The 26,071-nt window shown below is 55.0% G+C and carries 27 protein-coding genes and 1 pseudogene; 13 read left to right on the top strand and 15 right to left on the bottom strand.

What is annotated here, in order from left to right; translation table 11 throughout:
* Positions 1-55 precede the first annotated feature (55 nt).
* Together JUK32_RS18130 and JUK32_RS18125 are read left to right on the top strand one after the other, a co-directional pair.
* Positions 56-457, top strand: coding sequence for a nucleotidyltransferase domain-containing protein (locus JUK32_RS18130; RefSeq protein ID WP_309224573.1), 402 nt, complete (start codon positions 56-58; stop codon positions 455-457).
* Positions 447-785: a DUF86 domain-containing protein gene (locus JUK32_RS18125; protein WP_204140275.1), complete on the top strand. Its 339-nt coding sequence runs from the start codon at positions 447-449 to the stop codon at positions 783-785. Before JUK32_RS18130 ends, JUK32_RS18125 begins: the two co-directional genes overlap by 11 nt.
* A gap of 159 nt (positions 786-944) precedes the next feature.
* On the opposite strand, the gene JUK32_RS18120 is transcribed toward JUK32_RS18125, so the two are convergent.
* The 3 genes from JUK32_RS18120 to JUK32_RS18110 form a co-directional block, all read right to left on the bottom strand.
* On the bottom strand, positions 945-1,721 hold the full coding sequence (locus JUK32_RS18120) for a hypothetical protein (RefSeq protein ID WP_204140274.1): 777 nt from the start codon (positions 1,719-1,721) through the stop codon (positions 945-947).
* A 259-nt stretch (positions 1,722-1,980) separates the two neighbouring features.
* Positions 1,981-2,379, bottom strand: coding sequence for an iron-sulfur cluster assembly accessory protein (locus JUK32_RS18115; RefSeq protein ID WP_204140273.1), 399 nt, complete (start codon positions 2,377-2,379; stop codon positions 1,981-1,983).
* A 61-nt stretch (positions 2,380-2,440) separates the two neighbouring features.
* Positions 2,441-3,469, bottom strand: coding sequence for an inositol monophosphatase family protein (locus JUK32_RS18110; protein ID WP_239112807.1), 1,029 nt, complete (start codon positions 3,467-3,469; stop codon positions 2,441-2,443).
* Positions 3,470-3,565: 96 nt separating this feature from the next.
* Between JUK32_RS18110 and JUK32_RS18105 the strand changes: the two genes are divergently transcribed.
* The gene (locus tag JUK32_RS18105; RefSeq protein WP_204140272.1) at positions 3,566-3,811 is read left to right on the top strand and encodes a hypothetical protein; all 246 of its coding nucleotides are present in this window, start codon (positions 3,566-3,568) and stop codon (positions 3,809-3,811) included.
* 81 nt (positions 3,812-3,892) lie between these two features.
* Complete coding sequence (locus tag JUK32_RS18100) at positions 3,893-4,588, top strand: hypothetical protein (RefSeq protein ID WP_204140271.1); 696 nt, start codon at positions 3,893-3,895, stop codon at positions 4,586-4,588.
* 138 nt (positions 4,589-4,726) lie between these two features.
* On the opposite strand, the gene JUK32_RS18095 is transcribed toward JUK32_RS18100, so the two are convergent.
* The 3 genes from JUK32_RS18095 to JUK32_RS18085 all read right to left on the bottom strand — a co-directional run bounded on the left by JUK32_RS18095 (position 4,727) and on the right by JUK32_RS18085 (position 7,517).
* Positions 4,727-5,692 carry a 3'(2'),5'-bisphosphate nucleotidase gene (locus tag JUK32_RS18095; protein ID WP_204140270.1) on the bottom strand — a complete coding sequence of 322 codons (966 nt, stop codon included), beginning with the start codon at positions 5,690-5,692 and terminating at the stop codon, positions 4,727-4,729.
* 121 nt (positions 5,693-5,813) lie between these two features.
* The gene (locus JUK32_RS18090) at positions 5,814-6,146 is read right to left on the bottom strand and encodes a hypothetical protein (RefSeq protein WP_204140269.1); all 333 of its coding nucleotides are present in this window, start codon (positions 6,144-6,146) and stop codon (positions 5,814-5,816) included.
* A gap of 363 nt (positions 6,147-6,509) precedes the next feature.
* Complete coding sequence (locus tag JUK32_RS18085; protein ID WP_204140268.1) at positions 6,510-7,517, bottom strand: hypothetical protein; 1,008 nt, start codon at positions 7,515-7,517, stop codon at positions 6,510-6,512.
* Positions 7,518-7,833: 316 nt separating this feature from the next.
* Here JUK32_RS18085 and rsmA point away from each other — a divergent pair, with 316 nt between their 5' ends.
* The 3 genes from rsmA (at position 7,834) to JUK32_RS18070 (ending at position 10,188) form a co-directional block, all read left to right on the top strand.
* Positions 7,834-8,667: a 16S rRNA (adenine(1518)-N(6)/adenine(1519)-N(6))-dimethyltransferase RsmA gene (gene rsmA, locus JUK32_RS18080; RefSeq protein WP_204140267.1), complete on the top strand. Its 834-nt coding sequence runs from the start codon at positions 7,834-7,836 to the stop codon at positions 8,665-8,667.
* 61 nt (positions 8,668-8,728) lie between these two features.
* Positions 8,729-9,676 carry a 4-(cytidine 5'-diphospho)-2-C-methyl-D-erythritol kinase gene (gene ispE / locus JUK32_RS18075; RefSeq protein WP_204140266.1) on the top strand — a complete coding sequence of 316 codons (948 nt, stop codon included), beginning with the start codon at positions 8,729-8,731 and terminating at the stop codon, positions 9,674-9,676.
* 56 nt (positions 9,677-9,732) lie between these two features.
* Complete coding sequence (locus JUK32_RS18070) at positions 9,733-10,188, top strand: DUF3531 family protein (RefSeq protein ID WP_204140265.1); 456 nt, start codon at positions 9,733-9,735, stop codon at positions 10,186-10,188.
* Positions 10,189-10,586: 398 nt separating this feature from the next.
* Here the strand turns inward: JUK32_RS18070 and JUK32_RS18065 are convergent, their stop codons facing one another.
* The gene (locus JUK32_RS18065; protein WP_375541583.1) at positions 10,587-10,916 is read right to left on the bottom strand and encodes a c-type cytochrome; all 330 of its coding nucleotides are present in this window, start codon (positions 10,914-10,916) and stop codon (positions 10,587-10,589) included.
* 269 nt (positions 10,917-11,185) lie between these two features.
* On the opposite strand from JUK32_RS18065, the gene petG reads away from it, so the two are divergent.
* Complete coding sequence (gene petG / locus JUK32_RS18060; protein WP_204140263.1) at positions 11,186-11,302, top strand: cytochrome b6-f complex subunit V; 117 nt, start codon at positions 11,186-11,188, stop codon at positions 11,300-11,302.
* A 189-nt stretch (positions 11,303-11,491) separates the two neighbouring features.
* Here the strand turns inward: petG and JUK32_RS18055 are convergent, their stop codons facing one another.
* Entirely contained in the window at positions 11,492-12,817 is a 1,326-nt protein-coding gene (locus JUK32_RS18055; protein ID WP_204140262.1) for an FGGY-family carbohydrate kinase, read from the bottom strand.
* 88 nt (positions 12,818-12,905) lie between these two features.
* The gene (gene apcB / locus JUK32_RS18050; RefSeq protein WP_204140261.1) at positions 12,906-13,415 is read right to left on the bottom strand and encodes an allophycocyanin subunit beta; all 510 of its coding nucleotides are present in this window, start codon (positions 13,413-13,415) and stop codon (positions 12,906-12,908) included.
* 658 nt (positions 13,416-14,073) lie between these two features.
* Between apcB and glnA the strand changes: the two genes are divergently transcribed.
* Together glnA and JUK32_RS18040 are read left to right on the top strand one after the other, a co-directional pair.
* Complete coding sequence (gene glnA, locus JUK32_RS18045) at positions 14,074-15,492, top strand: type I glutamate--ammonia ligase (protein WP_204140260.1); 1,419 nt, start codon at positions 14,074-14,076, stop codon at positions 15,490-15,492.
* A gap of 184 nt (positions 15,493-15,676) precedes the next feature.
* Complete coding sequence (locus tag JUK32_RS18040) at positions 15,677-16,765, top strand: class I SAM-dependent methyltransferase (protein ID WP_204140259.1); 1,089 nt, start codon at positions 15,677-15,679, stop codon at positions 16,763-16,765.
* A 208-nt stretch (positions 16,766-16,973) separates the two neighbouring features.
* Here JUK32_RS18040 and JUK32_RS18035 read toward each other — a convergent pair whose 3' ends face one another.
* A complete protein-coding gene (locus tag JUK32_RS18035; protein ID WP_239112806.1) occupies positions 16,974-17,252 on the bottom strand; it encodes a hypothetical protein in 279 nt (92 codons plus the stop codon).
* 785 nt (positions 17,253-18,037) lie between these two features.
* On the opposite strand from JUK32_RS18035, the gene JUK32_RS18030 reads away from it, so the two are divergent.
* Positions 18,038-18,208 carry a hypothetical protein gene (locus tag JUK32_RS18030; protein WP_204140257.1) on the top strand — a complete coding sequence of 57 codons (171 nt, stop codon included), beginning with the start codon at positions 18,038-18,040 and terminating at the stop codon, positions 18,206-18,208.
* Positions 18,209-18,366: 158 nt separating this feature from the next.
* Positions 18,367-19,515 carry an extracellular solute-binding protein gene (locus JUK32_RS18025; protein WP_204140256.1) on the top strand — a complete coding sequence of 383 codons (1,149 nt, stop codon included), beginning with the start codon at positions 18,367-18,369 and terminating at the stop codon, positions 19,513-19,515.
* On the opposite strand, the gene JUK32_RS18020 is transcribed toward JUK32_RS18025, so the two are convergent.
* The 5 genes from JUK32_RS18020 to JUK32_RS18000 form a co-directional block, all read right to left on the bottom strand.
* Complete coding sequence (locus tag JUK32_RS18020) at positions 19,498-20,220, bottom strand: hypothetical protein (protein WP_204140255.1); 723 nt, start codon at positions 20,218-20,220, stop codon at positions 19,498-19,500. The two genes, JUK32_RS18025 and JUK32_RS18020, sit on opposite strands and share 18 nt — an antisense overlap.
* A gap of 85 nt (positions 20,221-20,305) precedes the next feature.
* On the bottom strand, positions 20,306-22,981 hold the full coding sequence (locus JUK32_RS18015) for a TIGR03960 family B12-binding radical SAM protein (RefSeq protein ID WP_204140254.1): 2,676 nt from the start codon (positions 22,979-22,981) through the stop codon (positions 20,306-20,308).
* A gap of 133 nt (positions 22,982-23,114) precedes the next feature.
* Positions 23,115-24,233, bottom strand: a complete 1,119-nt coding sequence (locus tag JUK32_RS18010; RefSeq protein WP_204140253.1) for a beta-ketoacyl-ACP synthase — start codon at positions 24,231-24,233, stop codon at positions 23,115-23,117.
* 9 nt (positions 24,234-24,242) lie between these two features.
* Positions 24,243-25,001, bottom strand: a complete 759-nt coding sequence (locus tag JUK32_RS18005) for a peptidylprolyl isomerase (RefSeq protein WP_204140252.1) — start codon at positions 24,999-25,001, stop codon at positions 24,243-24,245.
* Between the two features lie 80 nt (positions 25,002-25,081).
* Positions 25,082-25,648 carry a photosystem I assembly protein Ycf4 gene (locus JUK32_RS18000; protein WP_204140251.1) on the bottom strand — a complete coding sequence of 189 codons (567 nt, stop codon included), beginning with the start codon at positions 25,646-25,648 and terminating at the stop codon, positions 25,082-25,084.
* A 237-nt stretch (positions 25,649-25,885) separates the two neighbouring features.
* On the opposite strand from JUK32_RS18000, the pseudogene JUK32_RS17995 reads away from it, so the two are divergent.
* Positions 25,886-26,071, top strand: a pseudogene (locus tag JUK32_RS17995) (photosystem II D2 protein (photosystem q(a) protein)); the annotation flags it as partial.

Here is a 26,071-nt window from a genome sequence, read left to right as displayed (position 1 = left end):
AAGCTGCATAGCTCAGATTGCTGAAGCATGTCACTGCGCTGGCGGAGCTGCTCCTGTGGGGCGATCGCCCCTTCTGACTACAGCGATACAATTAGGGGGCAAATCCTTCCATGGCAAGATGCATCCTTCGACGTCTCCAGTCAACATTTATCAGCGCTTAAGCATCACCCCCGCTGAGTTAGAGGCTTTTTGTCAGCGGTGGGATATCGCTGAACTGTTGCTGTTTGGCTCGGTTCTGCGCGATGATTTCTCGGCTAGCAGCGACATTGATATTTTGATTTCATATTTTCCGGGTAAAACTAAGAGTTTATTGGACCGTGTGCAAATCAAACATGAGCTGGAAGCGCTCTGTGGTAGAGACGTTGACGTAATTACAAAGAAAGCCATTGAGCAAAGCCATAATCGGTTGCGGCGTCAAGAGATTTTAGGTTCGGCAAAAACGATTTATGTTGCGTGATCAACAATCTATCCAAGATATACAACAGGCGGCTCAGGAAAAATTGAGCTTCACCTTGGGGATGGATCAAGCTAGCTTTGCCGCCGATCGGCGGACTCAGGCCGCAGTCCTCTATGACATCATTGTGATTGGCGAAGCTGCCAATCGACTGTCAGCTGCTTTTCGTGAGCGGCACTTCACCATTCCCTGGAAGAACATTATTGGAATGCGCAATATTCTGGCGCATCAATATGACGATGTCGATCCAGATAAAGTCTGGAAGGTGATTCATCAAGACATTCCAGAGTTGATGGCCATGATGGCTCCGCTACTGCCTGATCAACCATAGGGCGTTGCCCTCCCAATTCCTGACCGCTGCATCACGCGCCCTCAAATTTGTTGAGTCTTGGAGTGCTTGGGTAGGACCGCTCCTGTGGGGCGATCGCCTCGCATAACCGTATTGGTTGATTGGTTGACTGCAGCGATCGCCCATGGCCCCCTCGCGAGCCTAAAACAGCGAAAAGATGTCATAGCCGACGCCCAAGACCACACCGACATCGGTGCCATTTTGATCAAAGCTCGCGTTGATGCGGGCGGTGCCGGTGAGCCTGTCGATAATCGGTACATCGACCCCGGCGGAGATAAAAGGATTGACGTCAAATTCATTTGTTTCGACCGAGACTCCGGCCCCAGCAAATGGGAAGACCAGCGTGCGATCGTCGTCGGCATTGCGAATGGGTGCGCCCCCAGTCAGCGCTGCGGTGAACAATGAGTTGTTCCCAATGACGGATGCTGTATGCACTGAAAGATTGTCGGTGAGCGAAAAGCGACCCACGAGCGCAAATCCCCCTTCTCCCAACGCGGTCTCGCCATCATCAGTGAGGCCAATAGCGCCACCAGGGCCAAATGCGTAATTAATTCGCTCGGTAGTGTCATCGTCGGTTTGCTGGGCTACCAGCGCATCGTCGGCGTCACTGGCTTCAGCTGGTGCGACATCTGTAGTGGCAACAAGATTGGCGGCTTCTATGACGTTGCTGGGGACTGTGGTGGACGATTCGGTGACCGTCGTCAAAGCGGCCGCTTCAGTTGACCTTTCTGGCTCTGGGGCCACGTCATCGACGGAGCGCACCTGCGCTTCAGCGGAGAGCCCGGCAGTGGTTAATAGCCCCAAGGTGAGGCTCAGCACGATTGACGATTGGCTCTTTGGTAGAAACATGACAAAGCCTTGAAGAAACGACATGGAGACGGGAATTTCAGCGATCGCGTAAGCGGGTTTAAGCGTCAAGCTACCACAGACTCATAAGCCTGCCCATCACGACAATTGCGGGCTTGCATCACGCTAGACGCTACGGCCACTATACGGATACTCACTGAGCACAGTTGATTCCCCCCAACTCATACTGGTCGGCATCAATCAATCATCCCCTTGTACCCCTTGCCTAATCGGGTGAAGGATGCCGTTCGCCCCCTTGCGTCCTTGTCCCCAGTCGGAAAAAATTGGAGAACGGCTGGCGCACAGGACTAGACATCTGGTTTTTGTTGCGCTACAGGGAGCCAGTGGGAAATGGCGAAACCTCGGCGTGGGTGCAATCAGCGATCGCATCTCCAGGCGTGGCGGCGTCTAAGCTAAAGGACACCCCACAGCCACAAATCTGCTGTGCGAGGGGATTGGTGAAGCGAAAGTTGCCGCCCATCAAGTCTTCGGAGTAGTCGATCGCGAGCCCGTCACAACTGGCTAAATGCTCGGCGGCGATGACAAATTTGAGCGACTCAATTTTCAGCACTTGATCGGTAGCTTTGGTCGCTTGGCGAAACTGGAGGTCATACACCAGTCCCGAACAGCCCCCTGGCAGCACAGCTAACCGCACCACACCACTGCCGTAGGGATCCCTGGCCTCCAGGCGTTTGAGTTCACGAATGGCACTTTGACTCAGATGAATCATGGCAATGGGGCAACCTTAACAATGCATTTTCTAGCTTATCGCTAAGTCTGATCGGGATGAACTAGACCGGGGCAATTTGAAAGCCTTCGAGAGCTTGGAGTAGGTCATGGTGCATGGTGGGAGAGGTGGCGATCGCCACCCCCGGCCACGCATAATTTTCACATTCATCGAGGCGGGGCAGCGGTTGGACCTGGTGGTCGGTCACAATGCAGCCCGCTTCCTGCGCCAGAAATGCCAGTGCCGCACCGTCAATAAATTTACCGGCGGCCAAAATCACGCCCCCAAGCTGCCCCTTGAGCACGCCATTCACATTGGGGATTTGCTGTTCGGCAGAATAGTCTTCAGAAACATTGATGACGGGGTAGAGATCGCTCAGTTGGGCCTTGAGCGGGGCCATACGGGTGCCCAAAAACACCGTTTGACTCGACGGCAGGCTCAGCGGTTCGCAGTCTTCCAAAGCTTGGGCCAGGTGACCCACTCGCGTACCTTGGCCGCGCAGGGCATAGAAATATTGATCTTCCGCCGGACTCACCGCCAGCACCGCCTCAAATCCATCGGCATTGAGCACGGTCAAAATAATCTGGTAGTTGGTGAACCCATCCATATAGAACAGCGTGCCGTCGATGGGATCCAGCGTCACCAGATAGTCGCCCGCTGGCCCCAAGTCAATCGCCCGAAAGTATTTGGTGTTGTAAGACTGTTCAAACTCTTCGCCATAAAAGCGGATATCGGGAAAAGTGCCGAGCAGCGCCACTTCCACAAACGTTTGCACCGACAGGTCGGCATCGGTGAGGGCCATGGAAAATTGATTCGGCCCAGCTTTGGCGGGCTGAGCGGCGATTTTGGTTTGAATATGATTCGCATAGCCTGCCGCCAAGCGCAAGGGCGGCAGCAGCGTGGCCAAAATTTGACGGGGCGTAGGTGTAGAAGACATGGCATCCGGGATGAGTAGCGCCTCCATTATCACGATTAATGGTCTGGCTGGGGTGGGGATGACGATAGTAATGGCGGCGATGTGGGACAGGGCCGCAGGCATGTTGCCATAAGGATTGGTGAGCAAATGTTGGCCGGCGTCAGTGGAGGGGGACATTGTGATGTAAAGTTGCATACAAGCAAGCGTTTTGTATCCTTCGACACGTTTCAGGAACGCTCAACGACTGCCCCGCCCCACTCGATGGTGACTGCCATGTCTCCTCTGACTAAATTTCCGGGTTGTGTGCTGCAACCGCAGCTAGAGAGCGATCGCCCACACCGACCCCCTCACTGTTTACTGGCCCCGCACCGAGGCGATTGGGTCACGTTAATCCAATCGCCTGTCGGTCCCCAACTGCGCAAAGCCCAGCTGCTGTTGTCCGAATCGGCCACGACTTGGATCGCGAGCCTCCCCAGCCATGGTGAAATCGTGCTCCATCGCAGCCAGTTTTATTGTTAAGGACTTTCTCAACGCTGCCAGGCTGATCTGCCTCCTCGGTATACAGTGATTCTGATCACAGAGTTTACTCATGAGTGAGTCATGGCAGCACAGCAACTGGTTGAGATGGCAACAGCAGGACAACGTCTGATGGTGGCTGGGCTGCTAGTCGTAGCGGTATGGCTGACGATGCCCGATGGCGCGATCGCCTTTCCGCAAACCTGTTTTATTCATTCGGCCCGTCATCTGCCCGAGGGGGCAGCGGTGACGGTGACGGGCCGGGTCACAGTGCCCAGCGGCGCATTTGAGTCCGCCAATCTGGACGCGGGCTTTGCCCTGCAAGATGTGACAGGCGGTATTTACGTAACCACGCAGGAGCCTTTATCGCTACGGGTAGGCGACATAATCCAGGTGACGGGTGAACTGATCAATGATGGTCACGGTCAGCAAATGTTGCGCTTAACGGATTGGGTTCGCAGTCGGCGACCACTGTTACCGATTTCGCCACGGGTGACTTCAACGGCGCAGGCGGGCCAAGTGTTGGATGGTCAGATGGTGACGGTGCGGGGGCAGATTAGCCAACCGCTCAAGGCCGACGCGCCCTATGGCGATCGCCTGTGGATTCGGGATGAGACGGGTGAAATTCAAATTTACATCGCCAAGACGACGGGCATTGCCCCTGAGGAATTGGAGTATTTAACCGTGGGCCAACGGATCGAGGTGACGGGGTTTAGCAGCCAGTTTGATAAGAATGATGAGGTGATGCCGCGATCGCGAGCCGACATTGTGGCCCAGTAAGTGCCCTCGACCATGATGCTGCATTCAGGGGACGGTTCCCTCACCTGCTCCCTAAAATATTGGTGACTCCGATAGGGAACCGTCCCCTCCTTTACTCATCCACCCGCCTCAACTGGGGTGTCATTTGTTTGCCCATCCCTAGCCGGTCTGTAAAGCCGACATCACATCGGTGTGAATGATGCCGTTGCTCACAACCACCCCTCGGTTATCGTTCATCTTGGCCGCCGAGTAAAAATCAAGCGGCTTACCGTACATGTCCGTCACCTTGCCCCCCGCTTCTTCCACCACGATCGCCCCCGCCGCATGATCCCAAATCTTTTCGCGATAGTCGGGATATTTGGGCGATGGCAGGCGCAGGTATAAGGCGGCTTCTCCGGCAGCGACGGCCCCATACTTGGCTTGGCTATCCATGCGCACAGAGGCTTGGGTGATGCCGACGGCTTTGGCTACCGCTTCTTGCTCGGACTGGTTGCCGTGGCTGGCTTCCACACTCTCGACAAAGCGTAGCCGCGCGCTGTCACCGGGTTGCACGACTTTGACTTGCTGGGCTTCGCCGCCTGCGATGGGTTGCATATAGGTACCCTCGCCGCGCACAGCCGTAAAGAGCAAGCCAGTGGTGCCCTGGCCCAGATCCAGCGCCGGACAGCCCAGGATGCCGACTTTCAGGTCGCCGTCTTCGATCAGCGCCAGGGCGATCGCATACTGGTCGCCGCGCAAAAATCCTTTGGTGCCGTCGATCGGGTCAAGCGTCCAAAAGCGTTTGGCAGCCGCCCCGTTGCCGTGGTCAATCCACCGGGTCACGTCCTCAGGCATGACGGTGCCAATCACGCCCTCGACGAACTGGGTGACTTGCTGAAGGCGATCGCGCATCTCTGGCTGCTTCAACTCAGCAGCGTCTTCTTCACCCACGACTGGATCATTGGGAAACGCCTCGCTCAGCGCCTTACAAATAATGGCTTGAGAGCCGTAGTCGGCGACAGTGACGGGGCTTTTGTCCTGTTTTTCCATCGCTTCGGGCACCATGTCGCGACGCACCGTTTCGCAAAGTTGCGCGGCGGCTATGACGGCTTTTTGCGCGATCGCCAACTCGTTTTCGTAAGCCATGCAAGTATCCTCGTCCCAGTTTGCAAAAATTCAGACTTAGTTTACCCACCCCCCAGGGCCAAAGCGCCTCTCTCCTCTATGTTGTCCAGCAGTTTGCCGCGCCGGAGGGGTAGGCAGTACATCAGAGTGCAGACTCGGCGACATAGTGGGTATTAGGCCAAATTTCGTGGATTTCTGCCGCTTGGTGGTGGGCGGCAAAGTGCTCCCACAGCAGGCCATTGCAGTCGGTGTCGGTGGTCAATGTAGGGGCTTCATCGTCTTCCCAACCGAGATGTCGCAGCACTCCCGGTTCGCAAGTGGAGTCCTGGCGAACGGAAACATTCAGGGTCTCGGTGCGCCACAGGGCATATTCTCCCGGCACTACGACGACTGGTTCTGCCCTCAAGCGCTGGGTGTAGTCTCGAACGGTGGCGGCAATATCGTGGGTGGCGATCGCGATATGGAGTCGTTTCATGATGGGTCACACAGAATTAACAACAGCCGTCACTGGAGTGATCCTAACCTGCCAGTGTCCTGGTATCTGGGTCGCTCAGATACGAGAGAACCGTGGGGTTTCGGTAAAGGGTGGCCCCGCCAAGGTGCTCAGGGCAGTTGAGTGAGGGTCAGCGATCGCTCTCTGAGCGGACGGGCCAACTTTAAGGACAATTATTCAGGCTCGGGATATCCCCGAACGCGACTGCTGCGGGTGTCAATGCAACGGTGCCCATGTTGTTGATAGCGAAATTATCCCGATCCACGATCGCGAAAACTCCAGCCGTTGGTCAGAGCTGAAAGTGGTTTTTGAGCCACGATCAAGACGGCTTGTTCTGGGCTCGGCTCACGACTCTTCGGGCAATCGCAAGGGCTGAATCGGCTGCGATCGCTTGAGCAAAGGCGGAGGCACTGGCAGTGGGCTGTTGGCCGAAGGTTGAGATGATGGCGAGGCCGGAACCGATGATGGTTGTTCACGCCTGAGTTCGGTCAGGGAGAAAGGTTGTTGCTGTAGCTGTCGGCGGTAATAATCGCGCTCGGCGGCAACTTGTTGGCACCGTTGGCGTAGTCGAGTTTCCTGAGCGACGTGCTGGGCCAAAGCACTTTGTAGCTCTTGAATCCGCGCTTCTTGTCGCCGCACTGTCCCTTGCAGCGTCTCAACATCCGGGGTTTCCGGGGTGTGGAGGGCAACCGGCGATCGCGCCTCTGTTACCGGCACCACGGCGGGGGGTGAGGGGGACGACGGAGCCGCCCGAGTAGTCGCATGTTGATCAAACTTCCCCAGTTCCGCAATCATCGCTTGAATGGTCTGGATGATCTGGCTCAGATTGAGGTGGTGATTGGCCAACTCGGCATTAAGCTGGCCCAGATGCTGCTTCGCCAGTCCCAAATACTGGCTCAAATGCACCGCCATCGATCTCGCCACCATCACCTCTTCTGCCAGCGCCCGATAATGAGCGCTCGTATCCTGAGCCGCCAGTGAGCCGGTTTGCTGTTGCTGGGTGAGGTATTGCAGATAGGTTTGCAACTCTGTGTGGCTTTGTTGAAATTGCAGATTGAGCTGGTCAAATCCCTGCTGCTGCTGGTCGATCAATTCATTCAACCGAAACCCCATCACCCCTAACAGGTGATCCTGAATATCGGTGAATTGTGTCAACTGCTGCTTGAGATGATTAATCGCTTGCTGCTGAACGTTGGCGTACTTCTCAGTGCTGGCGAGCTGAGTCTCAATCCAGTACTTATCCTGGACTTGTGCGGTCAGTTCGTCTAAGGACTCTAAGGCTTGGTCGAGGGCTTGCTGAAGTAGACACACCCGCTGAACGAGCTTGAAATCAAGAGAATGGCTCTGTTGCATAGCGGATACACACGGCGAGAAGCGATCAGTTCCTAAAGATGGGTATTTACTGTAACAAGCAGCCCCAGAAAATGTTGTTTACTACACCACACTTGTCGTCTGTGAGACATTTCTTTGCGAAAACGCGGACTCCTTGGAGAACCTGCTGGCTCGGTCAGAGCAGTTTATCGATAGCCTGTTCAGCTGACGTTCGTAGTGCTTCCACAGTATAGGAGGGTGAGGGAGGCAGCGCCGCCGTCGGCCTGGCACATCAGGGGGCTGTCTTTCAGGCATAAGGTAGGATAAAGCCCTACTAATTCTGGATCTGAGCGGCAGCATGACCTTTTCTGCAAAAACCCGAAAACGTTTTGGTCAGCACTGGTTGAAGAGCGAATCGGTGCTGGCCAACATCATTGCGGCGGCAGAACTGCAAGCCAGCGATCGCATCCTCGAAATTGGCCCTGGCACCGGGATTTTGACCCAGCGGATGTTGCCCCAGGTCGCCGAGCTGCTAGCGATCGAGATTGACCGCGATTTGTCTCGCCGGTTACGCCCCCAATTTGCTGATGCCGCCAACTTCCAATTGATTGAGGGGGATATTTTGCAACTCGGTTGGCCGCAAGTTGCCGCTGCCATGTCTGGGGATTTCCCTAACAAAGTCGTCGCAAATATCCCGTATTACATTACCGGCCCCATTCTGGAAAAACTGCTGGGCACGATCGCGGCCCCCAATCCGCAGCCGTTTGACTCAATTGTGCTGCTGGTGCAGCAAGAAATTGCCGATCGCCTCTGCGCCGCGCCGGGATCCAGAGCCACCGGCAGTTTGACCGTCAAAGTGCAATACCTGGCGGACTGCGAAATTATTTGTCCCGTGCCGCCCAAGGCCTTTCAGCCGCCGCCCAAAGTGATGTCGGCAGTGATTCGTCTGCGGCCACGTCCCTTTCCCCAAGTGGCGACCGATCCCGATTTGTTAGAACGTTTGCTGAAGTTGGGCTTTGGCAGCAAGCGCAAAATGTTGCGCAATAATTTATCGGCGTTGATTGAGCGATCGCCGCTCTTGGCGTTGCTAGCGACCTTAGAGATTGCGGAGAATGTGCGGGCCGAAGACCTGAGTGTGACCGATTGGGTGGCGTTGAGTAATAAGATGCTTGAGGAAGGATATTCATCCTAAGGGTCACCGCTCTGGCATTGAGAAACTGCCAGAACGCGCGGCCTGGTTTACGGAAGGAGCTATGGATTCTTATTCCCTATCAGCCGCGGCCAAGATTAACTTGTATTTAGAGGTGGTGGGCGATCGCCCCGACGGCTACCACGAACTCGTCATGGTCATGCAAAGCGTGGGGTTGGCCGACCGGGTCACCGTGCGCCGCATTCTCCCCCATGAAATCCGCCTCCGGTGCGATCATCCTGCGGTGCCCAGTGATGCCACCAACCTGGCTTATCAGGCGGCAGCGCTACTCCAGCAGCGGTTCCCAAAAATCATGGGGCAGCAGGGTGGGGTCGAAATTACGATTGAGAAAAATATCCCGGTCGGGGCTGGCCTCGCCGGGGGATCCACCAATGCTGCCGCCGTCCTCGTGGGGCTAGACCTGCTGTGGCAACTGGGCCTTACCCAAATTGAACTGCAAACCCTGGCCGCCGAGCTCGGATCTGACATTCCTTTTTGCATTGCCGGGGGCACGGCGATCGCCACCGGACGGGGTGAGCAAATCGATACTCTGCACGGTTTGGACGGGCTGTATGTGGTCTTAGCCAAAGCGCCCGCGCTGTCAGTTTCCACTCCCTGGGCCTATAAAAGTTATCGCCAAGCCTTTGCCGACACCTATTTAGATGTCGCCACCGTCGGCCCAACACGCCAAGATCAGCTCCATGCCAGCCCCATGATGGCGGCGATCGGCCAACAAGATGGCCCCGCCATTGGCCAACATCTCTATAACGATCTGGAAAAAGTCGTGCTGCCTGCCCACCCCGAGGTCAAAGCGGTGAAAGCGGCGCTAGCCAGTTGCGGGGGGCTGGGCACCTTGATGTCGGGGTCTGGCCCCACCCTATTTACCCTAACCGCGAGCCAGGCCGCCGCGGCAGGGATCGTGCAGCAGATGCGATCGCGCTACTCAGAATCTGAGTTAGGGCTCTGGGTGGCCCCCTTACTGCCCAGCAGCTTGCAGTTGATCGAACCTTAAACGGGTGCCTCCCGCGCACCACTCCCCTACTGTTGATGAAAAAGTGAGAGCTTAGTATGCAAATCCAATTTCGCGAGTGTGACTTTTTCAATCTTTGGATTTGGATTCAGTTTGGGACTGTGCCCTCCACGATGGAGCAGCAATATATTGATGAGATTTTGAATTCCTGGTTCTTCTTGGGCAAGCTCGGCGGCTTCAATGCCGAAAACTTGCAAGTGCAAGATACCGGGCTCGAAATCAGCTACATGCATTATGACGATGCCCCAGCGGATGACACGTTGGTGTCGCTGATGCACAACATGAGCGCCGTGGAATATGAGGGGCTCTGGGCACGTTGCTGGTTTGACCTCGGCACCTCGGACGCATTGGCCCTGGATGTGCTGCTCAATGCGCTGAAGCAGTTCAGTAATGACTATGTGGCGATTGAACAGGTCATTGTCGGCGGCGAAAACGAAGACTGGCCTGTGCCGGAGAATACCCAATCCGATGTGCTCGGCAGCGAATATAACTAGCGTCGTCCTCATCCGCCGGCCTGAGAGCTATGAAGGCGGGGGATCTTCCAAGCACGTTAAATAACCTGAGTTCGGGATAAAAAAGGATGCAGAGGAACTTTCAGAGTTATCCGCAGCCTCAATCCCCTCCAATGGAGGGGTGTCCGCAGGACGGGGTGGGTCGGTCAGCGGTTTACCCACCCCATTAGCCCCTACCAAGAGGCGAACGTAACCGGTTTTGGCTTAACCCGAGCTGACGTTAAACAAATACTAAAGAATGGACTTGATTAATCGGGGCTCGATTTTGCTCAATGCTCGAAGGGTGAGCGGAGTCGAGACTCAATCTACAGTCACCTGATTTTTGCGCGGGCCTTTTAGCGTACTCATGAATTGCCGACAGCGCAGCCGTTGAGGCTACATCAAAGCTGTTCTAAATATTTCAACAGGTCTGCCATGTCCTTGGCTTCGGGCTGAAACTGAGGCATCGGCGGAGTGTTACCGCTGACTACTTGTTGAATCAATTTGGATTTCGATTTACGGGCCGAAACGCTCAAAAGACTGGGGCCAACTTCGCCGTGGGCTTCCATCCCGTGGCAAACTGCGCAATTCATCTGAAAAATTTCTTGACCGCGATCGCGATCGCCTTGTAACGCCAAAACTTCTTGAACGTAAGGATCAGCAGCTTGGACGTGGCGCACCACGAAGAACACGGCCAATATGAACGCGATCGCTACGCCCGCCCACAGCAGCCAGCGCTGAGCATCTGCCGGTGACTTAGAGAAATCCTGGTTAATTGCGTTATCAGCCAAAGCGTCTGAAGAATTACGTTTCGTTATTAACATAGCTTAAAGATATCTCAGAAAGCAGGCACAATCAGCTTCCTTTAAGGTTTCTGTGTTGCGAAAAATTAAGCTGTGGACTGGGATTCGGGCTGTGGTCTGGGTACTTTTCGGCAGGGATGGGATAATAAAATCTCACCAAAATCTGATTGCTTGTCATTAGTAAGGAGCCGTTTGGCGTGGTTGAACCTCTATTGAGTGGAATTGTGTTAGGCCTCATCCCAGTCACGTTGGGTGGCTTGTTTGTGGCTGCTTACCTGCAATATCGCCGTGGCAACCAGCTTGACTTAGATTAAGCTGGCCCGCATTTGGGGCTGCCACTGCGGGTGGCCCGACAACTTTTCCTTTCGCTCCTTGTGAGCGATCGCCCCTCTATTGGCTCCAAGGTCAACAGAGGGGCTTTTTGTATGGGGGTGCTTGTCCTACTAACGCGTTGCTGAAAATTGCGGCCACCCATCGTTGGTGGGGTTGCGCAGCGTCGATCTTTACTTTGGCCCCAACCTCAGTTTGAGTTGACTCTCCGCTGACGTTGTTTGGGAGTGGGCAAAGCCTTGCAGGGCTAATTTTGCCGTCCCGATCGCGGCTTCTGTGGAGCCTGCTGTCACGACCGGGGCGGGTAGCCACCGTTGACGAATCTTGGCCCAGGTGGAATTTTGCGCCCCGCCCCCCGCAGTAAAAATGCGAGTTGGTGGCGTGGCTCCTAACGCGATGAGTCGCTCGTATCCCAGCGCTTCAATGCGGGCCATGCCTTCCAACAGCCCCTGCAAAAAGTCGGCTGGGTCGCTGGGGCGCGGGGCCAAGCGCGGCGGCAGTTTTGGGTCATTGATGGGAAAACGCTCTCCCGGACGGGGCAGCGGATAGTAGTCCAGTTTAGAAGGGCGATCGCCGTCAATTTGCTGGCTTAAGATCTGCAATTCGTCATCGGTAAAGTACTGCCGCAACACCGCCCCCCCCGTATTCGACGCGCCTCCCACCAGCCACAAATCGCCTAAGCGGTGACTGTAAATGCCATAGCGACTGTCTTCGACCCGCTGGTGGCTCAAGAGCTTGATCACCAGGGTCGAACCGAGGGACGTGACGGCATCGCCTGGAGCCTGCGCCCCGCTCGCCAAAAAGGCGGCAATACTGTCCGTGGTGCCCGCTACCACAATGCAGTCGCGGGAGAGGCCGTAGCGATCGCTGGCCGCTGCGGTAACCCGTCCAAACGACGTACCCGGAGCCTGCACCTGAGGCAGCCAGCGCTCTGCACCGGCGGCTTCTAATAATTGCCACAGCCAATCAGGGTAAGTCAACGTGCCCACGTCGTACCCCAGCTTCAACGCATTGTGATAGTCGCTGCGCCCAAAATCGCCATGTAGTTGAGCTGCCAACCAATCCGCCTGATGCAGAAAATATCGAGCTTGTGGCCGCGTCTCTGGCGACAAATGCGCGTGCCACCACAACAGCTTCACCAGGCTAGAGGTGGCACTGCGGGCGGGACTGCCGGGAGGCGCGATTTCTGCTATCGGAGGGCAATAAGCTTGGCCGCGATCGTCGTTGTATAGCAAGGGCTCGGTTACCGACTGCCCCCGGTCATCACAGAGCAAGACCGTCGCCGAGGTGCCGTTGATCGCGATCGCCGAGAGCTGCGATCGCACCCCCGGCTCCACCTGCTTCAACAACGCCTCTAATGCTTGTATCCACACGTCAGCCCCCGACCGCTCCGTCGAAGTAAACCCGACCCGCGCCTCGGCAAGAATCTGCTGAGCCTGATCCATGACCACTAGACGCGCGCCAGAGGTGCCAAAATCCAGCCCCGCAACGTAAACCATGTCCAACTCCCATCAGCAGCACAAAAAAAGGGGCACCGTTAGGCACCCCACATTCCAGTTTCTCAAGTGGAATAGAAAAAATTACCGATCAAACGCTCACTTCACTCAGTTCGCGCAGAATGTGGTCAAACGGCTGATCCACAAAGCGAGTGTCTTCCATGCCCGCTGCTGCCGCCTTCGCTTTCACCATATCCTTCATAATTTGAATGCCGACCACCGTCGGGGCAATGGGCACACCTAGAGAATTGTAAGTTTCTCGCAGCCCTTGCAGTACCCGCTCATCCAGCACGTTGTCGTTGCCAGCCACCAGGGCATAGCTGCTGTAGCGCAGATAGTAATCCATGTCGCGCAGACAGGCGGCATAGCGACGGGTGGTATAGGCATTGCCACCGGGACGAATCAGTTCCGGCACCGTCTCAAATAGTTGACTCGCGGCCGACTTCACAATTTCAGCCGCGTTGCCGCTGATCATCGTCGCCACCTGCACCCGCGCCAAGCCCGTATCAAAATAGCCTTTCAGAGAATCGAGGGCCAGCTGATCCAAGTAGCGGCCTCTCGAATCGTAGTTTCGGATTAATGTCGTTACGGCATCCCGCATGTACGTTCCTCTCCCAATCAGTCTTAAAAATTCCAGCCCAGTCGCACCGGAATTGCGATCGCGCGTATGAGAAAAAATGCCAAATTCAAACCAGCATTTTCAGGGAATCACTTCCCTTGAACTACTCAGCTAAAAATCACCGAAAAGCTTGGCTCATCGACTTTTGAGCAATCCAGAAGCCAGTCTATCACGCGACCTGAGAGCACAGGTGACTGCAATGAGAAAGACAAAGAAACCTCCCATTGATTGTTACATTCGGATACGTTTCGCAACATGTTGCCGCGCACTAGCCAGGGGAGTTTTATCCAAAAATATTGCTGTCAAGGCTTGTCCTAGCGATCTTGCTGCTCCAATGTGCGCCATTTGCTAGCCGATGACAGGCTGAGTCCTGAATTGGATGGTCGGCTGCACAACGGGTTTGAGCTTTCGTAAAAACTGATACAAAAGACGCGAATCCCTATCCATAGGATGAATCAGATAACTTTAAGAATCGGTTCGCGGACATCTTGAAAATTTAAGTGCATTGACCATTGAGAGGATCAACAGCGACTGCATTCTTGAGATCAGCAGTCCTTGTCACTTCTTGAACGTGGTGTCTACTGTACTAGCCAATAAATACGAGTTGCCTTGCGGACTTGGACAGAATAAGGAGTAATACATGGCGACCGCTGAAGACATCTTGAAAAAGATTCAGGATGAAAATATCCAATTAGTCGATCTGAAATTCATCGATTTGCCGGGCATTTGGCAGCACTTGACCCTACACGTCAGCCAGATTGATGCTGACAGTTTTACTGATGGTGTTGCTTTCGATGGTTCCAGTATTCGGGGTTGGAAGGCCATTAACGAATCCGACATGATGATGGTGCCCGATCCAGACACGGCTTGGATCGATCCCTTCTACGCGGAACCAACCTTGAGCATGATTTGCACCATTAAGGAGCCGCGAACTGGGGCGTTGTACGAGCGGTGTCCTCGAGCGGTGGCAACGAAAGCCCTTGACTATTTGAAGTCGAGTGGCATTGGTGATACTGCATTTTTTGGCCCAGAAGCTGAGTTCTTCATTTTTGATGACGTTCGTTTTGATCAAAACGAGCACTCTGCTTATTACTACGTGGATAGCGTGGAAGGTCGCTGGAACACTGGTCGCGAAGAAGAAGGCGGCAACCTGGCTTACAAACCTCGCTACAAAGAAGGTTACTTTCCCGTTGCGCCGACCGATACTTCGCAAGACATGCGTAGCGAAATGCTTTTGACGATGGCCAGCCTAGGCGTGCCGATTGAGAAGCATCACCACGAGGTTGCTACCGGTGGTCAGTGCGAACTCGGGATCAAGTTTGGTGAGCTGATTCAGGCCGCTGACTGGTTAATGATTTACAAGTACTGCATCAAGAACGTGGCTAAGAAGTACGGTAAAACCGTCACCTTTATGCCCAAGCCTTTGTTTAACGACAACGGCTCTGGTATGCACACCCACCAGTCCATCTGGAAAGATGGACAGCCCATGATGGCAGGCGACAAGTATGCGGGCCTGAGTCAGACGGCCCTGTGGTACATCGGCGGCATTCTGAAGCACGCTCCGGCACTGTTGGCCCTTACCAACCCGACGACCAACTCTTACAAGCGCTTGGTGCCTGGTTTTGAGGCACCGGTGAACCTGGCGTACTCCCAGGGCAACCGCTCCGCGTCGGTGCGGATTCCGCTGTCGGGTGACAATCCGAAGGCGAAGCGTCTAGAATTCCGCTGCCCAGATGCAACCTCTAACCCCTACTTGGCCTTCGCTGCCATGCTCTGTGCGGGCATTGATGGGATCAAGAATCAGATTGATCCCGGTGATCCGTTGGATGTGGACATCTACGACCTGAGCCCGGAAGAGTTAGCGAAGATTCCTTCGACGCCGGGGTCTTTGTTGGATGCGCTGAAGGCGCTGGAAGAAGATCACGAGTTTTTGATTTCAGGCGGTGTCTTTACTGAAGATTTCATCCAAAACTGGATTGAGTACAAGCTCGATAACGAAGTTAACCCTATGCGGTTACGGCCTCACCCTTACGAGTTGGCTCTCTACTACGATTGCTAAGGTCGCCAGCTAGACCTGAGCAGCGCGTTCAACTCCCTCTGTGAATCTGTGGTTAAAAAGCCGCCTTCGGGCGGCTTTTTCTTTTTTGGGCAAAAATACTTTCTATCTCGGTAGCGGCAAGAGGTATTCGTTACAATTCATAATAATTGTCAATTTTTCGAATTCCACTCCTGCGTTACTTGCAATGCCTGACACTTTAACGAAGCTGGCTTATCAAGCCTTCCAAGATGGTAAAAACTACTTTGGCCTGGGTCATAAAGCGATCGCAACTCAGTTGCGGACATGGCTGCGCCCCAGTATCAAGTTTGAATTGAAATCAATCACGCCCGAATTTTTAGACGAAGTGTCTCGTCGCCGCCAAGTCTTGCTCGACACTGATTGGCAAGATGCCGAAGCGGGCCTCTATGACAAGTCTTTGTTGTTCGATAATCCATGGCAGGATTTTTTCGAGTATTATCCGGCGATCTGGTTCGATCTCCCTGGCCTTTGGGATCGCATGGAATCTTCAGATACTGCGGCGTTTGACTCAGACATTGACCCAACTCTTTATCCCAGCTATTACCGCCGTAATTTTCATAACCAAACCAATGGCTATTTGAGCGACCTCTCAGCCAATCTATACGACACTCAGGTTGAGCTGCTGTTTGGTGGCACGGCAGACCCCATGCGACGACGAATTTTGAAACCGCTTAAAGCCGCCTTATCGGGTGATGTGACCTCTACTCAGGTCGCCGATAAGTCGTCGGCTAATCGGCGGCTTCCCAAGGTGCTAGATGTGGCCTGTGGGACAGCTCGCACGCTCAATATGGTGCGCGCGGTCTGCCCTGATGTGTCTCTCTTTGGGATTGACCTATCGCCAGCCTATTTGCGCAAAGCCAACCAGCTGTTGTCGGAAGCCCCCGGTACGCTGCCGCAACTCGTCCAGGGACAGGCGGAAGATATGCCTTACCGTGACGACTTTTTTGATGCGCTGGTGTGTGTTTTCTTGTTCCATGAGTTACCGGGACCTGTGCGGCAACAGGTGATTGATGAGGCTTATCGCGTGACTCAGCCAGGGGGCACGTTCATCATTTGCGATTCCATCCAGATGGTTGATACGCCGGAGCTAGAACCGATGATGATCAACTTTCCAGAGCTATTCCACGAACCGTTTTATCGGGATTACACCCATGACAATTTGAGCGATCGCCTGACTCAATCGGGCTTCACGGAGATTGACACGGAGATTCACTTTTTTAGCAAATATTGGATTGCACGAAAGCCTAGCGCTTGATCGCCAAGCGAGAAACGAAGTGGAGCGATTGCCAGCAGGTGCCCGGCTGCTTGCGGGGCATCTCAAGGATAATCTTGTATGCGATCGCGAGGACTGCGACGCCGGATCCGAATTGCTCAACCGTCAGGAATACTACTTGCTCAGCGGCAGCTTGCTGCTGGGCGGGGCTTTAGCTATGGGGCTTGATTTGCATAGGCGTTTGCGCCGTTTAGTGATGCACCCGGCTGGCCAACAACTGCTCTTCGAGAGTGGCGATGCGGTTATAGGCAGCGGTGAGCTGAGCCGTCAACCGCTGAATTTGAATTTCCGGTGATACGGTACTTTCTTCGCTGGTGCGATCAGATTCTAAATAGACCGAATCCATCAGGATGTCTTTATGCATGAGCAAGGCTTCGCCTCGGTGGATGTGACCCACTGGCGGCATTGAGGTGGCAGAACGATCATCGAGCAGTACACCTGCTTCTGAGCGAGACTGAGAAGAGGACAAAATCTCTGTGACTCGATAATTGATTTGATCAATTAGCTGATGAAGTGCGTCAACTTTCTGGGTCAGCAAAGTGACCTGTGACTCGATTGGTTGCATATGACGCTAAAGCTCTGAATAGAATTATCCACATCGTATAGCCAGTATTTTTCAATTCCCTATTTTTATAGAGGGATTTAAAGTTTGTAGATATTCCATGTCAATTTCAGGTTTTAGCAATAGGCACAGTGGTCTCTCTCAGGACCGATCGATGTTCTGTGTTCTTTTGTAAACTCTTTTTTGGGAAAATGCACATCGCATGAATTGAGTGGTCACAAATTTGAGACTGATTCCTTGCTTTTTAAAGATAAAGACACAGGCCATTGACATGCTGATTATCCACGAACGGTCAGGCTCAAGACGTTGATGGATCAGGATTGTCGGTCTGTGAATGCGATGACTTGGCTGGTATTGACTGAAACTCTATTAGATTCAAGGATTTCGGGGCTGACTTAAAGGTATTCTCTGTCAGATGCTACTGAGGATACTGAGTCAAAAACGCTGTGAAATCGGCGATAGTCATCGTGTCCACCCTGAAGTGATTAGGCGGTTACGGCATGGGGCATGATGCAGGAAAATATGGCCTCTGGCGATCGCCCTCTAGCATTCAGATATTTTGATATTTTGACGCTGTTTTTCAGTGCTTTTCGGTTAGTAAATAGCGTTATTCTGCGATAATTGTCAGAGCGGAAATATCATTTTTTTCCTTAGGTTGTTTTTACCGTCTTTAGGGCGGTTGAGCCCTTTTGATGAGTGAACGGGAAGCACAGAGTGAGGCATTGGGGTTAGCACTGACGGCGGTCATTGTACGCGGTAAGACAGTTCGGGGTGACTTGATCGGCGATCGCGGCACGGCAGCAGCAGCCAGAGCAGAGATTGAATCGGCGGCGTTCAGCTCAGTCCAGCGCGAGTGCGCCTGATCCGGCCCGATCTCAACAGCGTTTCAGGCCCCCATGCCTGCAGCCGATCAACCCTCCCCCATTAACTGTGAGGGCGATCGGTTTGATAGGCTTGTAGAACTTTGGCCTAGAGCTACTGGCCATGATTTTGCGTTCTCTGGAATGACGGTTAGGACTGTATGGATCGACGAAGTTTGCTGATTGGGCTCATGGCCATTCTGGCGACCCCTATGACCGCTTGCCAAGGTAGCTCAGACAATACGTTGTTATTAGCGGCCATTGCCGGGGTGTTGTCGCCTCAAATGCTCCGAGACATACAGCAGAACCGCCTATCGGAGGCGATCGCTCTCCGTCTCAAAACCCAAGAGAGTGGGGTGGCGTTATTTCAGCAGTTGCAGGTTTGGCAAGAGACCACCCAGTCAGCCACGATGGGGAATCAGCCTCGGGGGGTCGACTGGGCACTGCTCAGTGATTATTGGCTCTGGCCGGCCATTCAACAGGGGGTCATTAGGCCGCTGGACAATGCTGACGCCTTGACGGGATGGGAGTCGCTGCCGGATATTTGGCCGCGTTTACTCCAGCGTAATCCACAAGGATTGTTGTCAGAGACTGGCTCGACGTGGGGCACGCCCTACCGTTGGAACCACCTCATGGTGGTGTATGACCGTCGCTTTTTTCAGCCGTTGGGCTGGGAGCCCGCGACGTGGGCTGATCTCTTGCGGCCAGAGCTCCAAGAGCGCATCATTTTGCCTGATCATCCGCGCCTGGTGCTGGGGCTTATGCTCAAGGCGTTCAACCATTCCGTGAATGATCCTGCCCCCGCCAGCCATGCCGATGTGGTGTCGGCCCTGGAGACCTTACGCACCCAGGTCAAAGCCTATGACACTACGACCTATTTGCAGTCGCTCGTGATCGGTGACGTGCCTTTAGCCGTGGGGTGGTCGGGCGATATTCAGCTGTTGCTGTCGCGCTATCGCTATTTACAAGCCGTTGCCCCCGAACCAGGCACGCTGCTATCGGCAGATGTTTGGACTAAACCCAATTTGCAGGCGACAACGCCGGATGTCACCCCGCTTTCTGACGTTGATCAAGCGTGGCTCAGCTATTGGTGGCAACCCGAAGTGGTGACGTCTTTAAGTTTATTAGCCCAGGGACTGTCGCCCCTATTATTAGCCGATCAACCTGTGGATTTCGACTTTGAGTTAGCGGCGAACACGGTGATGCCCACCCCCCAACAACTACAAAACAGTGAATTTGTGGAGCCGCTAGAGGAGGCCGCGATCGCTAACTACAACCAGCTATGGCAGCAATTACGGGGGCGCGAATAGGTCGTCGCCAAAATTAGGAATTGCATAGTTTACCAACGCCCCGACTTCGGCTGAACAATTCACATCCCGGAGTTGAGATGGCGGCACTTCCAGGGTCGGTGTGTCACCAATGCCCGGAATATCGCTAAAGTCACAGGCATAGATTCCCGCCAAGTCAATCGAGTTATAGATTCTGACGTGGTGCCCGTAGTTCATGCCAGCGGTGCCAAGTTGCCGCAATACCGCAAATTGCTGAAAGTCGTTAAATCGGTTCCAATATTGCGGATCCACCTGCACGTCGATGACAGGGGCGGCGGCAGTTTGACTGAAAAATGCCGTCCATCCTCGGATCAAACGATACCCTTCCACTCGCACGGTCGTATCGTTAGAGACGCGCCAGAGGGTCGGTAATTGATCGCGACTCCACCAAAAGCTGGGCAAAGTGGGCCGGTAGAGCGACACCGAATCCTGGGATACAATGGGCCAGCTTTCCGCAGCTTCATCCAAGAAGCCCAAATCAGTGCCGTAGTTAGACGGAATATCGATCAAGAGTTGCAGCATCGTCTCTTCAGCCGGTAATGCTGCAGAAGTCGGGGGCGGGGCTGGCGATTGGGCCACCGCACGACTGCCGAGGCCGCTGCTAATCAGAACAGTGCCACTCAGGAGTCCCCCCCAAGCAAGCCGTGGTAAACACGCTGTGAGAAAAAGTTGGACAAAAGATGGCATGGGCGAAACCGCCGCGATCGCGGCATGACGTTAATAATGCCCGTCTCCGGTGACTCCTTGACCTGGAAACCGCCTCTCATTGGCCTTAGGCAGCGATGGAGACCGCCTGCAAAATGAGCCGCAAACGATGGGCATGGAGTAGCTGAATGGGCGCTCCTGCCGCCTGTTCTAGCATGTAAGCCACATGCTCAGGACGCAGCAGGGTACCGTCATTACGGCAGCTACCTCTATATCGAATGATAGCTTGAGCCGTCGTTTTGTTCCCTTGGATGCGGGCGGGCATGAGGGCTACTTCGGCGGCGGTAGCTAGCGTCAACTCAAAGAGGCGATCGCGCAAATTGACTTGCTTCTTTTTGCCCGATTTGGTGGTGTGTTCCCAGGCGATCGCCTCGTGGCGCAGAATGTCCTCCAGCCAGCTCTGCCAGTCGGGGGCATTCAGGGAATCCACCTCTGTTTCGAGGGCAACGGCCAAGACATATTCCGCTTGATCCAACGATTTAGTCGCTGAGGGATCCTTGAGCGCAACGTCGGCGACCTCATAGATTGGCATATCGGCTGGCAACTGCGCCGCCAACCGTGCCCGAAACTCTTCTAAATCCAGGGGTTGCGTCAGTTCAAAGTCAATGATCTCACCGGTGCTGGTCGCGCCTAACGGCAACGCATTGGCGGGAGAGATGCGCGGTCCGGGATGGTAGCCCCCGGTAAAAGACACGGGTAATGCCGCCCGTCGCACAGCGCGATCGAGCAGTCGTACCAGATCGAGATGACCGAGCAAGGATAATTCCCCCAGCTTACCCAGCCACACGCGCAGCCGCTGCGCCCGGTCTTTGTTGGGCTGAAAATGTCCAGTGAACTCAGGAATTGGGGGGGGCGGCACGACCACGTTATGGCCGAAGTCTGGCCCACAAATACCGCAGTGAGAGCACCCTTCAAAGGAACAGTCCGGCACCGTAGCCGCTTCTAAAGCGCGTTGGAGGTCATCTTTGAGCCACTGCTTGTCAATGCCCGTATCGAGGTGATCCCACGGGAGGGGACTGTCGAGATTGCTAGCCTGATCCGCCGCGTGGGTGTCCATCAGGTTCCATTCCCCCGTCTCTACCTGACGATATTTCCACGACAGGCCCGCTTCGTCGATCGCTTGCGTCCAGGCCCCAAAGGCCCGACTCAGACTCTCCCACCAAGAATCCATGCCCGCGCCTAGCTCCCAAGCGCGGCGAACAACGGCGGAGAGACGGCGATCGCCCCGCCCGACGAAATCTTCCATGGCGGAAATGCGCACGTCGGTGAAATTAGACTTAATGCCCCGCATCTGGTGAAATTCATCCCCCAGCAGTCTCTGCTTGCGCAAAAATTCGCTCGTTGAAACGCTGTGCCACTGGAAGGGCGTATGCGGCTTGGGCGTGAAATTGGAAATGGTGAGATTCACCTTCAGGGGTTTACGGCCTTGTTGGCGGCATTCCTGTTGCAGCCAGCGCACCGTTTCGGCAATGCCCAGCACGTCGGCATCGGTTTCCCCTGGTAGGCCAATCATGAAATACAGCTTGACCCGATCCCACCCCTGTTCATAGGCCGTTTTTACGCCGCGCAGCAGTTCTTCGTTGGTCAAGCCTTTGTTAATGATGTCGCGCATGCGCTGGGTGCCCGCTTCGGGGGCAAAGGTCAGGCCGGTTTGGCGCGTCCCGCCGAGGATGTTGGCGATATTTTCGTCAAAGCGATCGACCCGCTGGCTCGGCAATGAGAGGGAAATATTGTCGTCCTTCAGACGATTTTTGACTTCCAGCCCAACAGCAGGGAGTGCCAGATAGTCGGAGCAGCTCAAGGACAATAGCGAAAACTCGTTATAGCCGGTCGCCCGCATCCCTTTTTCGATCGCGTCCACCACTTCGGTGGTATCCACATCACGAGCCGGGCGAGTGAGCATCCCCGGCTGGCAAAAGCGACAGCCGCGCGTACAGCCGCGACGAATTTCCACCGTCAGGCGATCGTGCACGGTTTCCACATAAGGCACCAACCCGATCGCGTAATGAGGCATCGGCGTGGCGACCCGTCGCAGCACTCGGACAGGCACATCGGGCCGATTGGGATGCACCGAGCCATCTGCCACCATGTCGTAGAACCGGGGCACGTAAACCCCAGGCACCTGGGCGAGATCCAGCAGCAATTCCTTGCGGGAAAGACCAGCCGCCTTGCCCTCTTCGATAATGAGGCCGATTTCGGGCAGCAGTTCCTCGCCATCGCCCATCGCCACAAAATCCAGGAATTCCGCGTAGGGCTCGGGATTAGAGGTTGCGGTCTGTCCCCCGGCGAAAATGAGCGGCCAACTGCCCGTCTCCACGTTCCAAGGGCCGTCCGCCTCCCGTTCTTTGGCCGTCAGGGGCACGCGGGCCAGGGTCAGCATTTCCAGAATGTTGGTCGCCCCCAGCTCATAGGCGAGGCTAAAGCCCAAAATGTCGAAGTCGGGCAGCGATCGCCGCGATTCCACCGCAAACAGGGGCAGGTCGGCCTCGGCCAGCTTGGTGGTGAGATCGGCGGCGGGCAAGTAGGCGCGATCGCACAGCTGCCGGGGCTGAGCATTCAAAATGCTGTAAAGAATGATGTGCCCCAGGTTCGACGCCCCCACTTCATAGACTTCGGGGTAGGTGAGCACCCAACGGACATCGACCTCGTGCCAGGGCTTGTGAACCGCTCCGAGTTCGTTACCCAAATAGCGAGCGGGTTTGTTGATACCAGTGTTGAGCAGCGATTCGACGGCAACAGCCACGGCAATACCTTTGAGAACGTGCAAATCAGCGCAAGCATCACTATAGCGAAAAGCTCTCCCCGATTTGGCTGCGATCGCCAGAAGCCGTCACCCAAAATTAGCGCGGGTCACTGGGCCTGCTTTGATCCCACCGTTAAGGCGTACTCAGCGCGATCACCGCATTTTGCCCGCCAAAGCCAAAACTGAAGCAGAGGGCTGTGGTCAGTGACGTTCGCACCGCTGTCTGAGGCAACCGCAGCTCAAATGCGGGTTTGCTCAGACCCACACAAGGCGGCACCGTTTGTTGCTGTAGCGCCAGTACACACATCACTGCGCCGATCGCGCCCGATGCGCCCAAGGTATGCCCCGTTGCGCCTTTGGTCCCCGTCACCCAAACCGAGGGCGGAAAAATGGTCTGGATCAACTCGCCCTCATAGGCATCATTCAACCGCGTGCTGGTGCCGTGGGCGTGGATGAGATCCACCGCATCCGGCGTTAGCTGACTGCGTTCTAGGCAAACCCGGATCGCGGCCAATCCACCTTGGTGACTGGCCACATCCGGCGCACTGACATGATTGGCGTCAGCGGTGAGACCGGCCCCTAACAGGCGGGCATAGATATGAGCTGAGCGATCGCGGGCAGCGGCGGCTGATTCCAGCAGCAGCACCGCCGCCCCCTCCCCCAGCACTAAGCCCTCGCGCCGCTGGTCAAAGGGGTAGCAACCCGTCGTGGCCATGGCCCGCATTTGTGCAAATCCGGCCAACGTTAACGGCGTAATGGCGGCTTCTCCGGCCCCGACGAGGACGCGATCGCATTGTCCTGAGCGAATTAAGTCCGCCCCCTGGGCGATCGCCCACACCCCCGTGGCGCAGGCCGCCATGGGCGACAGCACCGGGCCTTGAGATCCCAGTTGCCGCGCTACCGCGATCGCCCCCATGTGGGGCAAGCTGGACTCCCAACCCTCAATCATGCCAGTGGTCAGAAACCTTTCCCACTGCGCCTGGTGGCCCCGACTGCTGCCAATGACGACACCACAGTCAGACAACTTACCGGGCAACCCCGCATCTTGAATTGCCGCTTGAGCCGCCGTGATTAACAGCGGGTCTAAATCTGCGGACTGCTTGCCGAGCATGGCGAGCGGTCGTGGCCCCAGGTCAGAAAACGGCTGCCGCAAAGCGATCGCACTTTCGCCGCTGAGCAAACGTTGCCAAGTTTGACCGGCATTTGCCCCCAGCGCCGACACCAAACCGATGCCCGTCACGACCACCGACATTGAAAGTTTCTATTCAGGCTGCTGGAGATTTTCAATTCCTGACACCACCGTTGCCGAGTCGACGATGTCGCCCTGTTCGACGCTATCAACGACATCCATGCCTTCGGTGACGTAACCAAACACCGCGTAGCTACCATCCAAAAAGGGGAGATCAGCCAGCGCAAAGTAAAACTGTGCCGACGCTGAATCAGGCAGTTGCGATCGCGCCATCGCCACCGCTCCCCGCATATGAGTCAACGCTGGGGGCTCACTGATCCGAGCCTCATCAAAGGTCCGGCTGTAGATAGGCGTGTCAGCACCGCTGGGCTGAATTTCCAACGGAATGTACCGGGGCTCATTGGTGTCAGGGTCGACAAAGCTGCCAGTGCCCAACATCTGAGGCGATACCGAGGGATCTTTGCTCTGGGGATCGCCGCCCTGCACAACAAAGGGTTCCGGTGTTTTGACCACCCGATGGAAAGATACGCCGTCGTAAACGCCGCGCTGCACCAGATCAACGAAATTACCTGCCGTGATCGGTGCACTGTTACCATCCACCTCAATAACGACAGTGCCGCCATTGATTTGCATTTCAACGGTCGCCACACCGGTTAAAACAGGTAGCCCAGTCGGCACCGTGGCCCCCTCTGCGGGGGCATCCAGTGCCGTGGCTTCGTCCATCGACTCGGCGGTCGCACTCGGATTTTCCGTATTGGTGCAGGCAGTCAGGCCCACGACTATAACGACTAGGCAGAGCGTCCAGCTCCATTTACGCAGTTGCTGCATCATATTGCCGAATTTCCAATTTCTTATCATCGAGCCGGGATAGCAATGCGCTTGGCTATCCCAGCACTAAATGGCTCATTTGCCTATAGCCCTTCTAATGGCACTTGCAAAAACCGGGCGAGCTCTGCCCCCTGATTCTCTAAATCAGACAAGGGTAAAGGCTGACCGACCCGCGTCAGGGGGATATCAGGTCGACCCTTTACCCTCAGATAAAGCGCCCGCTTCGGATTCAAGCCTTCACGAATATCCACCCGAATCGCCTGCACGTTGTCGAGAGGATACTCAATTTCAATTTTCCGATTTTTTCCCAAAAAGCCTGCGCGAAAAATCCGCACCTGACTGGTTTCTTTATTGAACTCGTTGTAGCCGCCCCCGACATCTAAGGCGATAATCACCCAGAGATAGCTCGCGAGCGTGATGCCAGCGATCCCGTAGAAACCCATGGCCACGCCCTGAGGAATAAAAATCAGCGAAGTGGGATCAGCAAACGGCAACAGATTAATTTGCAAGTAACTGGACAAGCTAGCCAAGAAAAAACCGGTAGCTCCAAGGGTCACAATCGTTGCCCACCAATAGTTGCTGAAGCGGCGGGCTCCCAGAACGGAGTATTTCAAAACGCGATCGGTACTGGTCTGAATTGATGCAGTCATGTTCTGAGAGTTTAAGTATCAGATTGTAAAAAATTAGATCTCTCCCTATCATAATTAGAAACCTGCATTTCCTAGTTATGAGCTCTATGTGGCTCTCAATAGGATGCATTGACGGGGCTGAGACTCGTTTCACAGAGTACAGGGTTTCCGTTAATGCGATCGCAGCTTTGCAATAAACCTGCAAAGTCTTGCATGCTAGACATGCTGGATTTCTAGCTATAGATAAGAGGGTTTGAAATGACCATAGCAATGGGACGAGCGCAAGCCCAGCGAGGATGGTTCGACGTCCTCGACGACTGGCTAAAGCGCGACCGATTCGTCTTCGTCGGCTGGTCTGGTCTGTTGTTGTTCCCCTGCGCCTACATGGCGATTGGGGGCTGGCTGACCGGTACCACTTTTGTAACTTCCTGGTATACCCACGGT

Source organism: Halomicronema sp. CCY15110 (assembly GCF_016888165.1).
Classification (GTDB): domain Bacteria; phylum Cyanobacteriota; class Cyanobacteriia; order Phormidesmidales; family Phormidesmidaceae; genus Halomicronema.
Note: the sequence above shows the minus strand (reverse complement) of the source record. Positions and strands in the feature narration are given on the sequence as shown.

Excerpts from the sequence above, each read along its gene's own strand:
- JUK32_RS18125 (WP_204140275.1), top strand. The coding sequence starts at position 447 with ATGTTGCGTGATCAACAATCTATCCAAGATATACAACAGGCGGCTCAG.
- JUK32_RS18115 (WP_204140273.1), bottom strand. The coding sequence starts at position 2,379 with ATGATTCATCTGAGTCAAAGTGCCATTCGTGAACTCAAACGCCTGGAG.
- JUK32_RS18110 (WP_239112807.1), bottom strand. The coding sequence starts at position 3,469 with ATGTCCCCCTCCACTGACGCCGGCCAACATTTGCTCACCAATCCTTAT.
- JUK32_RS18105 (WP_204140272.1), top strand. The coding sequence starts at position 3,566 with ATGTCTCCTCTGACTAAATTTCCGGGTTGTGTGCTGCAACCGCAGCTA.
- JUK32_RS18100 (WP_204140271.1), top strand. The coding sequence starts at position 3,893 with ATGGCAGCACAGCAACTGGTTGAGATGGCAACAGCAGGACAACGTCTG.
- JUK32_RS18095 (WP_204140270.1), bottom strand. The coding sequence starts at position 5,692 with ATGGCTTACGAAAACGAGTTGGCGATCGCGCAAAAAGCCGTCATAGCC.
- JUK32_RS18090 (WP_204140269.1), bottom strand. The coding sequence starts at position 6,146 with ATGAAACGACTCCATATCGCGATCGCCACCCACGATATTGCCGCCACC.
- JUK32_RS18085 (WP_204140268.1), bottom strand. The coding sequence starts at position 7,517 with ATGCAACAGAGCCATTCTCTTGATTTCAAGCTCGTTCAGCGGGTGTGT.
- rsmA (WP_204140267.1), top strand. The coding sequence starts at position 7,834 with ATGACCTTTTCTGCAAAAACCCGAAAACGTTTTGGTCAGCACTGGTTG.
- ispE (WP_204140266.1), top strand. The coding sequence starts at position 8,729 with ATGGATTCTTATTCCCTATCAGCCGCGGCCAAGATTAACTTGTATTTA.
- JUK32_RS18070 (WP_204140265.1), top strand. The coding sequence starts at position 9,733 with ATGCAAATCCAATTTCGCGAGTGTGACTTTTTCAATCTTTGGATTTGG.
- JUK32_RS18055 (WP_204140262.1), bottom strand. The coding sequence starts at position 12,817 with ATGGTTTACGTTGCGGGGCTGGATTTTGGCACCTCTGGCGCGCGTCTA.
- apcB (WP_204140261.1), bottom strand. The coding sequence starts at position 13,415 with ATGCGGGATGCCGTAACGACATTAATCCGAAACTACGATTCGAGAGGC.
- glnA (WP_204140260.1), top strand. The coding sequence starts at position 14,074 with ATGGCGACCGCTGAAGACATCTTGAAAAAGATTCAGGATGAAAATATC.
- JUK32_RS18040 (WP_204140259.1), top strand. The coding sequence starts at position 15,677 with ATGCCTGACACTTTAACGAAGCTGGCTTATCAAGCCTTCCAAGATGGT.
- JUK32_RS18030 (WP_204140257.1), top strand. The coding sequence starts at position 18,038 with ATGAGTGAACGGGAAGCACAGAGTGAGGCATTGGGGTTAGCACTGACG.
- JUK32_RS18025 (WP_204140256.1), top strand. The coding sequence starts at position 18,367 with ATGGATCGACGAAGTTTGCTGATTGGGCTCATGGCCATTCTGGCGACC.
- JUK32_RS18020 (WP_204140255.1), bottom strand. The coding sequence starts at position 20,220 with ATGCCATCTTTTGTCCAACTTTTTCTCACAGCGTGTTTACCACGGCTT.
- JUK32_RS18010 (WP_204140253.1), bottom strand. The coding sequence starts at position 24,233 with ATGTCGGTGGTCGTGACGGGCATCGGTTTGGTGTCGGCGCTGGGGGCA.
- JUK32_RS18005 (WP_204140252.1), bottom strand. The coding sequence starts at position 25,001 with ATGATGCAGCAACTGCGTAAATGGAGCTGGACGCTCTGCCTAGTCGTT.
- JUK32_RS18000 (WP_204140251.1), bottom strand. The coding sequence starts at position 25,648 with ATGACTGCATCAATTCAGACCAGTACCGATCGCGTTTTGAAATACTCC.